The 11,437-nt window shown below is 31.2% G+C and carries 7 protein-coding genes; all 7 read left to right on the top strand.

Going from position 1 to position 11,437, the window contains the following annotated elements; all coding sequences use genetic code 11:
* The first annotated feature begins 50 nt into the window (after positions 1-50).
* The 7 genes from JL193_RS05120 (at position 51) to bglX (ending at position 11,327) form a co-directional block, all read left to right on the top strand.
* Entirely contained in the window at positions 51-944 is an 894-nt protein-coding gene (locus JL193_RS05120; protein WP_207970412.1) for an IS982 family transposase, read from the top strand.
* Positions 945-1,046: 102 nt separating this feature from the next.
* The gene (locus JL193_RS05115; protein WP_243456845.1) at positions 1,047-1,589 is read left to right on the top strand and encodes a helix-turn-helix transcriptional regulator; all 543 of its coding nucleotides are present in this window, start codon (positions 1,047-1,049) and stop codon (positions 1,587-1,589) included.
* A gap of 278 nt (positions 1,590-1,867) precedes the next feature.
* Positions 1,868-4,840 (top strand): SusC/RagA family TonB-linked outer membrane protein, encoded by a 2,973-nt coding sequence (locus tag JL193_RS05110; protein ID WP_207972781.1) that lies wholly within the window; start codon positions 1,868-1,870, stop codon positions 4,838-4,840.
* A gap of 13 nt (positions 4,841-4,853) precedes the next feature.
* Positions 4,854-6,473, top strand: coding sequence for a RagB/SusD family nutrient uptake outer membrane protein (locus JL193_RS05105; protein ID WP_207972780.1), 1,620 nt, complete (start codon positions 4,854-4,856; stop codon positions 6,471-6,473).
* A gap of 106 nt (positions 6,474-6,579) precedes the next feature.
* The gene (locus JL193_RS05100) at positions 6,580-8,163 is read left to right on the top strand and encodes a glycerophosphodiester phosphodiesterase family protein (protein WP_207972779.1); all 1,584 of its coding nucleotides are present in this window, start codon (positions 6,580-6,582) and stop codon (positions 8,161-8,163) included.
* 5 nt (positions 8,164-8,168) lie between these two features.
* Entirely contained in the window at positions 8,169-9,011 is an 843-nt protein-coding gene (locus tag JL193_RS05095) for an endonuclease/exonuclease/phosphatase family protein (RefSeq protein ID WP_207972778.1), read from the top strand.
* Positions 9,012-9,017: 6 nt separating this feature from the next.
* On the top strand, positions 9,018-11,327 hold the full coding sequence (bglX, locus tag JL193_RS05090) for a beta-glucosidase BglX (protein ID WP_207972777.1): 2,310 nt from the start codon (positions 9,018-9,020) through the stop codon (positions 11,325-11,327).
* Positions 11,328-11,437 lie beyond the last annotated feature (110 nt).

The following is an 11,437-nucleotide window of genomic DNA, read 5'->3' as shown; positions in this document are numbered from 1 at the left end:
TCAGTAAATTAAAGTATTGAATTTCAATTTATTAGTCTAAAAATCTATCTATGATAATCTACTCTAAAATTACTGAAATTTTCTGTCTTGTTGATGAATTTTGTAAAGAATATGACCAAATAGTCAGTAAACACCTTTTAGGCAATCCATCAAAACGTCCCAGTGTTATGTCAAATAGCGAGGTAATTACCATTACCATTTTGTTTCAGCTTAGTGGTTTTAGGACCTTTAAACACTTTTACGTGTATTACTTGCAAAAGCATATGCAAGATGATTTCCCAGCTACAGTTTCATACAATAGATTTACAGAACTCATGCAGCAAAACCTCATGCCAATGACTTTATTTTTAAAGACATGTTGTTTAGGTAATTCTACGGGTATTTCTTTTGTAGATTCTACACCTGTTAGAGTTTGCAGCCCCAAACGAATTAAGAATAATAAAGTATTTAAAGGCATTGCAACCACTGGAAAATCCACTATAGGATGGTTCCATGGCTTTAAATTGCATATCGTTATAAATGATAAAGGTGAAATCCTAAACTTCTGCATAACCCAAGCTAATGTTGATGATAGAACGCCATTAAAAAAGAAGTCTTTTTTAGATAAAATTTATGGTAAGTTATATGCGGACAAAGGTTATGTTGGAAAAGATTTAATGCAGTTACTTTTTGCTGATGGATTGCATTTAATTACTCATATTAAAAACAATATGAAGAATTCTTTAATGACAATGAGTGATAAAATTTTACTGCGTAAACGCTCTGTTATTGAAACCGTAAATGACGAACTCAAAAATATTTGTCAAATTGAACATTCTAGACATAGAAGTTTTACTAATTTCTTGTCAAACATAATCGCAGGTCTTATTGCATATAGCTTTTTACCAAAAAAACCTGCTATAAAATATCAGACTGTAAAGTCTAATCAGTTGACAATTTATTAATCGAACTCAGGTTTTAAAATAAATCCACCATTTTTTTTAACTACAATTGCTTTTGTTATTTATATTTTAGCATTTCTTTTGCTAGGTTTCTTTGTACATAAATTGTATAAAAAATATTATAAAAAACAACACCAAAAAATAATAAAAGAGAATTTAAGACAATTAGAAATTCAGAAAATTCAAGCAGATAAAGAAGTAATACGTTTAAGAAACGAGAAGTTGAGCCAAGAAATTGAAGCAAAGAATAGAGAGTTGGCAATTTCTACAATGAGTATTATAAAACGAAACGAATTTTTACGAAGCATTAAAAAAGAACTAAAAAACACTAATGAAATTGATGAAACAAACCCTGTCTTTAAATTAATTGAAAAAAATTTAAACAGTACAAAAGATTGGGACTTTTTTAGAGAGGCTTTTAATAATGCCGATAAAGATTTCTTAAAACGCGCAAAAAAATTGCATCCAGACTTAACACATAACAATCTAAAATTTTGTGCTTATTTAAGATTAAATTTGTCTTCCAAAGAAATAGCACCATTATTAAATATTTCTGTAAAAAGTGTAGAAATTAGAAGATATAGATTAAGAAAAAAGCTCAATTTGCCACACGAAACAAACTTAACAGACTATATTTTGAGTATTTAAACTCTAAAAAGTAGATAAATAAACTCTACATTACCTCTACATTCTATAAAAAGCATACTTTACTGTAAAAAAAATAAGTTATTAAAAACCTTATAATATAAAGGTGTTATGGCTTTTTTTAACTTTTTTTTAAGATGTAGCTTTTTTGTAAAGGTGGTTTTTTATTGACACAACATTTAATATACATAAATTTGATTTGTAAGTTAATGTTACGATAAACTTGGTTATAGGTCTTTTACGTAATATTGGAATATAAATCAATTCAAAAATTAAATAGAATGTGTAAACGAATCAAAAAAAGAGAACAAGTATTTGTGTCTTTTTTATTGTTACTTGTAATGAGCTTTTCAGCATATGCTCAAAAAACAATAAAAGGTACAGTATTAGATGAATCTGGATTACCCTTGCCAGGAGCATCTGTGGTAGTTAAAGGCACAAGTAATGGAACATCAACAAATTTCGATGGAAAATTTTCATTAAAAATATCAGAGAATGCCAAGTTTTTAGTAGTCTCTTATATTGGTTACAAAGCGAAAGAAGTTTCAGTTATTAGTAACTACCTTACCATTTCTTTAGAGGTTGAAGCAAATGCTTTAGACGAGATTATTGTAGTTGGTTATGGTACTCGTAAAAAGAGCGATTTAGTGGGTTCTGTAGCAAGTGTAAATGTAGAGGAAGCTTCAGTTATCCCAACAACGAACGTGTCAGAAATGTTAAGGGGTAGGGCTCCAGGTGTACAAGTTAATTTGGGAGATGCAAGACCAGGAGGAAAATCAAATATTACTATTAGGGGAAAAGTTTCTATAGATGGTGGTAATAGTCCGTTAATTATTGTTGATGGTATTCCTTATGACGATATTAATGATGTTGCACCGGAAGATGTTGCAAATATCGAGGTTTTAAAAGATGCTTCTTCACAAGCTATTTATGGAGCAAGAGCTGCAAATGGAGTGATTTTAATTACAACCAAGCGTGGTAAAGAAGGAAAATTTAAAATAAATTATCATGGTTATACAACGATACAATCTTTAACAAAGAATTTCGATTTGTATTCTGCAGAAGAATTTGCACAGTTAAGAAGAGAGGCAGAAAGATCTGATAATGGAGAGGTATATAGGCCAGATGAAGATATTTTTAACTCTTTTGAACTAGAAAGTTTACGAGATAAAAATTTTGTAAATTGGGAAGATTTGGTGTTAAAAGATGCTAAAATTAACAGTCATGCCATTAGTGTTTCTGGAGGAAGTGAAAAAACAAAAGTATTTTCAAGTATTAATTATTTTAAGCAAGATGGTCTTATTCCAACTTCTGGTTTTGAAAGAGGAACATTAAGATTAAATGTAGATCAAAAATTATCAGAAAAATTTAGTTTTCAAACGAATATTAATTTTCAAACAAGTAAACAAGACCTAGAAAGTAACTCATTAAACTTTATAAGCATTTCTCCACTAGCAAAACCTTATGATAGTGAAGGGAATTTAAATAAATTTCCTTTAGGAGAAGGTTCAAGAAGTATAAATCCTCTTTGGAACATTAGAGAATCTGCAAATGAAATTAAAACAAAATTAACAGATATTAACTTAGTTTTAAAATACCAATTTAAACCAAATTTTTCTTATAAGTTAAATACATTTTTAAGAAATAGAAATGCAGAACAAGGAATTTATAGATCTAGCTTACATTCTTCTGGAGATGATGGTGTAAATGGACGTGGAGTTTTAGCAACTAAAATATATAGAGATTTTTTAATTGAAAATATTTTTGAATATACGCCTGAAATTAACGACGATCATAAATTAGATTTATTGCTTGTAAATGCGGTTAACGAGCGAAGAACCGAAGAAAAGTCAATTACAAAAGAAAATTTTAACAATGATTTTTTAGGATTCAATGGAAATGCAGCAATTATTTCTAATGCTACAAGAGAGGTAAGTGAACGTAAGCTGGTTTCTTTTTTAGGAAGAGCGAGATATAACCTTTTTGATCGTTATTTGTTTACATTAACTGCAAGAGCAGATGCTTCTTCTGTATTTGCAGAGAATAATAAATGGGGATTCTTTCCTGCAGCAGGTTTTGCATGGAAAATAGATGAAGAAGATTTCTTAAAAGATTCTAAAATTATTAATAATTTAAAACTAAGTGTAACTTATGGAGATACGGGTAATGAGGGTATTAATCCTAAACAATCTTTAGGTGTCGCAAACTTTTTACCTTATGTTTTTGGAGGGCTTGCAGTTGGTGGTAATGGAACATTAAATAGATTGCCAAATCCAAATTTAAAATGGGAAACAACAACAGCTTTAAACGTAGGTATAGATTTTGGGTTATTTAGTAATGTTTTAACGGGTTCTGTTGAGTATTATAAAGCAAACACAAAAGACCTTCTTTTAGATAGAATATTATCTGGAGTTTCCGGTTATGAAATTACGCGTTTTAATATTGGTGAAGTTGAAAACAGAGGTTTCGATGTTGGTTTAAATGTAAATTTAATAAGAAATGAGAATTTAAAATGGTCTGTTGGCGCAATTTGGTCTTCAAACAGAAATGAAGTATTATCTTTAGACGGTACATTGGATGCAGACGGTAAACCTTTAGATTTTGTTTCTCAAGGTATATTTATTGGGCAGCCAATAGATAATATTCGCAATTACCAATTTGATGGTATTTGGCAAGAAGGAGATGATATTGCTAATTCTGCGCAACCAACAGCGGAGGTTGGAGACATTAGAGTAAAAGATATAGATGGAGATGGAAATATTGGTCAAGAAGATTTAATTATTACTAGAGAAACACCAGATTGGTATGGTTCTGTAAATATGAATATCGAATACAAAGGCTTAGAGATGTTTGCAGATTTATATATAGTTGAAGGAGCTACAAGATTAAATAATTATTTATCTGATTATAATAATGGAGCAACTTTACAAGGTGTTTTAAATGGTATAAAAGTAGATTATTATACTCCAGAAGATCCGTCTAACGAATTTCCAAGACCAAGAACAACTGCTCCTGCATTTTTATCGTCAGCAGCAATTAAAGATGCTTCTTATGTAAGGTTAAGAACATTATCTTTAGGTTACAATTTGCCAAAAGAAGCGCTGTCGAAAATTAATTTATCATCAGCAAAAATATATTTAACTGGTACAAACTTGTTTACAATAACAGATTATAAATCATACAGTCCAGAAAATAATGCTGGTGCTTTTCCAGATGCAAAAGGAATTACAGTAGGTGTTAAATTAGGTCTTTAAAAATATTAGTATCATGAAAAACATAAGAAAACTTTTAAAAACGAGCATTAAAATAGTAGCAGTAACAGTACTATTGATATCATTTTCTTGTAAAAATTATTTACAAGACGAACTACTTTCGGACACGTCTGCAGATTTTATTTATAACACTCCAGAAGGTTTAGAATTGGCTACAATTGGGTTGTATAATTTAAATAGAAGTCTCTACCAAAATGGAGCATTGAGAAATTCGGGTTTACCTTTAGTACCACAAGCAAAGTCAGATATAGTATTGCCTAGAGCAGGAGAAATTGCTTTTATGGCAAGACAAGTTACTTGGGGTGTAGATCAAACAAGAGCAGGAACAAAAAGGTTAGCAGAATTCTGGCAACACTATTATAAATTAATTGATAGATCTAATGCTGTAATAACATATGCAGAAGATGTAAGTTTTACAGATGTTAAAAGAAAAAATAGATTAATTGCAGAAGCAAAATGCTTTAGAGCAAATTCTTATTTTACCTTGTATAGACTATTTAATAATATTTTTGTTACCACAGAACCAACAACACCAGAAAATGCCTTTAATAGACCGCAAAATAAATCATCAGTAGAAGAAATTTTTTCACTTTTAAATAGCGATTTAAATGACGCTATTAAAACGTTAGAATGGACAACCACAGAAAATGGTAGATGGACACAAGCAGCAGCTCGACATTTAAAAGCAAAAGTTGCAATTTGGCAAAAAGATTATGCAGAAGCCGTTACACAAACAGATATAATTATTAACAATGCTAATTTTTCTTTAGTGCCAACTACAAAAGAAGTCTTTTTAAATGATATGAATCATTCAGAAAATTTATTTTCTATCCAGTATAAAGTAGATGACGATATTGCTGGAGGAGGAACAAATCAAATGAATTTTCAATTAATTCCACAGTACGATGTTGTACCAGGAGCAACTTTTTCTATTGAAAATGGAGGGAATGGATTAGGAGGTTTATTGATGAATGATTACATTATAAATTTACTAGCACAAGACCCAAATGATGATAGGGATGATGGAAATTATTACATTACAGAATATAAATATAATGACGCAGCAAATTTACCTCCAGGAAAACAATTAGGAGATGTAATAGACATATATGATAGAAATTCTAACAAAGCAAGCGAAAGAAAAAACTATTACAGATTTATAAATCCAGGATGTATTAAATTTAGACAAGAAACTGCAGATCCTGCAGAATCGAACCACGTTTCTACAATAATGATTTATAGATTAGCAGAGACCTATTTAATTGGTGCAGAAGCTCATCTAATGCAAGGAAATACTGCGAAAGCTTTAGAGTATGTCAATAAAATTAGAAATAGAGCAAAAGCAGCAAACATTACAACTGTAAATATGCAAGCAATTATGGACGAGAGAGCAAGAGAACTAGGTTTCGAAGGACAACGTTTTTATTTCTTAAAACGTACAGGAACATTCCTCTCTCAAATACAGCAGTTTGCAGGAAATAATGGAACTAAAGCTGCAGATTACAACCATGCTAGGACAGCTGTTAAAGATTATTATGTGAATTTTCCAATTCCAATTGCAGAATTAAATCTTTTAGGACCAAACTACCCTCAAAACGATGGTTATCCAGAATAATTAATAGTATTTAAATTAAGAATAGTATCGAAACAAAGCCCCTAATCTCTTTTCGATACTATTCTCTTTTATCATTACTTATTTATAGCTTTTAATATTTTTAAAAATGCGTTTTTTACCAACATTCTTTATTTTCTTTCTCTTTCTTTCGTGTGATAATTCTTCTGATATCAAAAAAATAAATTTTGCAAAAAACCCAGTAATTGCTCATAGAGGGGCTTGGAAAGCAAAGAATTTGCCACAAAACTCTATTGCATCATTAAAAGAAGCCATTCGTTTAAAATGTCATGGTAGCGAGTTAGATGTAAGAATTACAAAAGATGGGGTCTTAGTAGTTACCCACGATAAAGATTATAAAGGCTTATTAATTGAAGAAACAACTTATAAAGAATTAGCAAAAACGAAACTCTCTAATGGAGAAAAACTGCCAACTCTTAAAGCGTATTTAAAGGCCGGAATGAAAAATAATACCTCCACAGGATTTGTTATAGAAATAAAACCAACCTCTTCAGAGAAACGAAACGAATTGATAACAGATCGAGTTTTAACTCTAGTAAAAGAGTTAAAAGCAAGCAAATATGTTATTTCTTACATAAGTTTCAGTTTCGATATTTTAAAAAGAATTGTAGAGAAAAATCCAAACGCAAAAACACAGTATTTAGATGGTTACAAATCTCCAGAAGTTCTAAAAGAAAACAGAATTACAGGTTTAGATTATTTACTTTATAAAATAAAAAGTAAACCAGAATTTATAAAAAGTGCCAAAAAATTAGGTATTACCTTAAATGGTTGGACAGCAAATAAAGTAGAAGATATCGATTGGATGTTGGCAAATAATTTTAATTATATTACCACAAACGAACCCGAATTAGTTTTCGAAAGAATCGAAAAATCGCCAATTAAAGAAGGTTATAAATTAGTTTGGAGCGACGAATTTAATTACAAAGGCAAACCAAACCCCAAAAAATGGAGCTATGCTTATGGTTTTATTGCCAATAAAGAAGAACAATATTATACAGATAGCTTAAAAAATGCAAGAGTAGAAAACGGAAAATTAATTTTAGAGGCACACAAAGAAACAATTGCAAATAAAGATTATAACAACCCCATTTTTTTAAAGAAAAGCTGGAAAAAATACGCAGCAGAGCGTAAAATAGGCAAATATACTTCTGCAAGATTAACCACTAAAAATTTAGCCTCATGGAAATATGGCCGAATAGAAGTGCGTGCAAAATTACCAAAAGGGGTTGGTCTTTGGCCAGCAATTTGGATGCTGGGCGAAAATAAAGAAGCAGTTGGTTGGCCAGAATCTGGCGAAATAGACATTATGGAACACGTTGGTTTTAATAGCGAATCTATTTTTGGAACGGTGCATACAAAAGCATACAATCACAATAAAAATACAGAAAAAGGGAAGAGCATTTTAATCGATAAACCTTATGATAAATTTCATGTTTTTGCTTTAGAATGGACATCAGAAAAAATGGATTTTATTTTAGATGGTAAAATATATAACACCTTTAAAAACGAACACAAAACAACTGCAGAATGGCCTTTTGATCAAAAATTTTATTTAATTTTAAACGTAGCAGTAGGTGGCATGCTAGGTGGTAAAAAAGGGATTGATGATTCCGTTTTTCCACAACGAATGGAAGTAGATTATGTAAGGGTATTTCAAAAAGAAAATTAAGAATTATGAAACATATTTTGTTAACAATTGTAGTAATTTTTGCAAGTTGTTCCCCAGAAAAAGAGTTAGAAAATTTAAAAGTAATAACCTACAATCTTCGTTTAGATGTTGCTTCAGACGGCGAAAATGCTTGGGCGAATAGAAGCGATTACCTAATTTCACAAATAAAATTTTACGAACCAACTGTTTTTGGAACTCAAGAAGGCAAACCCAACCAAATTGCAGAAATGCAAGAAAAACTTACCCATTACAATTATATTGGCACAGGTAGAGATGGCGAAAACAAAGGCGAATATTCGGCTATTTTTTATGATAAAAGAAAAGTGAAATTTAGCAATGTAAAAACATTTTGGCTATCGCAAACTCCAGAGAAAAATTCTAAAGGTTGGGATGCTGCCTACCCAAGAATTTGCACCTATGGCTTAATGACTGTTTTAAATTCGGATAAAAAAATATGGTTTTTTAACACACATTTAGATCATAAAGGAACGCAGGCGCAATTAAAAGGAATGAAATTAATTGAAACCGAAATCAAAAAAATAAATACCAAAAACTATCCTGTAATTATAACAGGAGACTTTAATGTAGAGCCAAACAGCGAATTAATTTCATCATTAAAAAACAACTTTTCTGATACCAAAGAATTGGCAGGAGAAAACGTGTTTGGGTCAGAAGGAACCTTTAATGGATTTAAATTTCACGAACCAATAACAAGAAGAATAGACTATATTATGCTTTCTAAAAACAGTAATTTAAAAGTAAAGAAATACGCCGTTTTAACAGATTCTAAAAACCTAAAATATCCTTCAGACCATTTTCCTGTGTTTGCAGAAATCGAATTTAAATAATTTACAATGACAAAATCAAAATCGCTTTTTATTACAACATTAATCATTATAACTATATTTTTTAATTGTAAAGATTCTAAGAAGTCAATGGCAAATTCCAATTTAGACGAAAAAATAGAACAGAAAGTAGATTCTGTTTTAAATCTAATGAATTTAGACGAGAAAATTGGGCAAATGGTACAATATTCCGCAGGTTGGGATTTAACGGGGCCAGCATCCTCTAAAAGTGCGCAAGACAAAGTGGACAAAATGAAAAAAGGCTTGGTAGGTTCTGTTTTAAATGTGGTTTCTGTAAAAGAAGTTCGGGAAGCGCAAAAGTTAGTGATGGAAAATTCTCGTTTAAAAATACCCATGATTTTTGCGTACGACGTAATTCATGGACTTAAAACCATATTTCCAACACCTCTAGGAGAAAGTGCCAGTTGGGATCTAGAAACCATTCAAAAAACCGCAACAATCGCAGCAAAAGAATCTGCAGCTTCTGGTTTAAATTGGACGTTTGCACCAATGGTAGATGTTTCTAGAGACGCAAGATGGGGTAGAATTATGGAAGGTGCAGGAGAAGATCCATATTTAGGATCTTTAATTGGTGCTGCTAGGGTGAAAGGTTTTCAAGGCGACGACTTATCAAATATAAATACAATTGCGGCCTGTGCAAAACACTTCGCAGGCTATGGTTTTGCCGAAGCTGGTAGAGATTACAATACCACTACTGTTGGCGAATTTGAATTGCATAACATGATTTTACCTCCCTTTAAAGCCGCTGCAAAAGCAGGTGTCGCAACTTTTATGAACTCTTTTAACGATATTGATGGAATTCCTGCGACAGGACACAGAGTGTTGCAAAGAGACATTTTAAAAGAAGCTTGGGGTTGGAATGGGTTTATTGTGTCAGATTGGGGTTCTATTGGAGAAATGAGGTCACATGGCTATGCAAAAGATAAAAAACAAGCTGCAGAAATTGCATTAAACGCAGGTTCAGATATGGATATGGAATCTTATGCATATGAAGCACATTTGGCTGAATTGTTAGAAGAAAATAAAATTTCATTAAGCGATTTAGAAGACTCTGTAAGAAGAATTTTACGAGTAAAATTTCAATTAGGTTTGTTTGATGATCCTTATAAATATTGCGATGAAGAAAGAGAAAAAAACAATATTTATACAAAAGAGCATTTGGCTATTGCAAGAGAAGCTGCAAAAAAATCGATTGTTTTATTAAAAAACGAAGGCAATATTTTACCAATCGCCAAAGATGTAAAAAGTATTGCAGTAATTGGTCCGTTTGCAGATAATAAAGACACTCCTTTAGGAAATTGGAGAGCAAAAGGAAGGTATAATTCAGCAGTTTCTTTGTTAGAAGGTGTTAAAGCAAAAGTGAGTAAAAACACGAAAGTGTATTATGAGAAAGGAGTCGAATTAACAATACCAACCGTAAAACCAGGTAGTAATCAATTTTTGTACCCTTTAGAATTTAACACAAAAGATAAAACCGGAATTAAAGAAGCAGTTGCAGTGGCTAAAAAAGCAGAGGTTGTTTTTTTAGCAATTGGAGAAGATGCCTATCAATCAGGAGAAGGAAGAAGCCAGGTAAATATTGGTTTTTTAGGTTTACAAAACGAATTATTAGAAGCAATTTATAAAGTAAATAAAAACATTGTTTTGGTATTGTCTAATGGAAGACCAATGGATATTTCCAGGGCAAGTGAAATTTTACCAGGAATTTTAGTAACCTGGCAATTAGGCTCAGAATCTGGAAACGGAATTGCAGATGTGTTGTTTGGCGATTACAATCCATCAGGAAAACTGCCAGTTTCCTTTCCAAGAAACGTAGGGCAAGAACCATTATTTTACAATCAAAAAAATACAGGAAGGCCTTACAATTCGAAACACGTAACCTATTCTGGTTATACAGACTCTAAAAAATCGGCATTATATCCTTTTGGCTTTGGTTTGAGTTACACTACTTTTTCTTATGATAATTTAAAAGTTGATAAAGAAACCATGAATGTCGATGGGAAAATTACCCTTTCAGTAGATGTTAAAAATACAGGAAAAGTCGCTGGAGAAGAAGTTGTACAATTATATATTAGAGATTTGGTGGCAAGTATTGTAAGACCAACCAAAGAATTAAAAGGTTTCGAAAAAATTATGTTACAAGCAGGAGAAACAAAAACAGTTTCTTTTACAATCGATAAAGAAGTGCTTCAATTTTATACAATTAATAGAAAATGGGAAGTAGAATCAGGAGAATTTTTGCTATTTGTAGGTGAAAATTCAGCCACAAAAATGAAGCAAAAAATTACGGTAGAATAAAATTTCTGTAAAAAAATGAAGTAAAAAAGCTTCAAAGAAAAATTAATAAAAAAAAACTACATACTTTTGCAGTCCATTAACTTGCAGTTTCGGTTGCGAGAATTACGACA

The organism is Polaribacter batillariae (assembly GCF_017498485.1).
Lineage (GTDB): Bacteria > Bacteroidota > Bacteroidia > Flavobacteriales > Flavobacteriaceae > Polaribacter > Polaribacter batillariae.
Note: the sequence above shows the minus strand (reverse complement) of the source record. Positions and strands in the feature narration are given on the sequence as shown.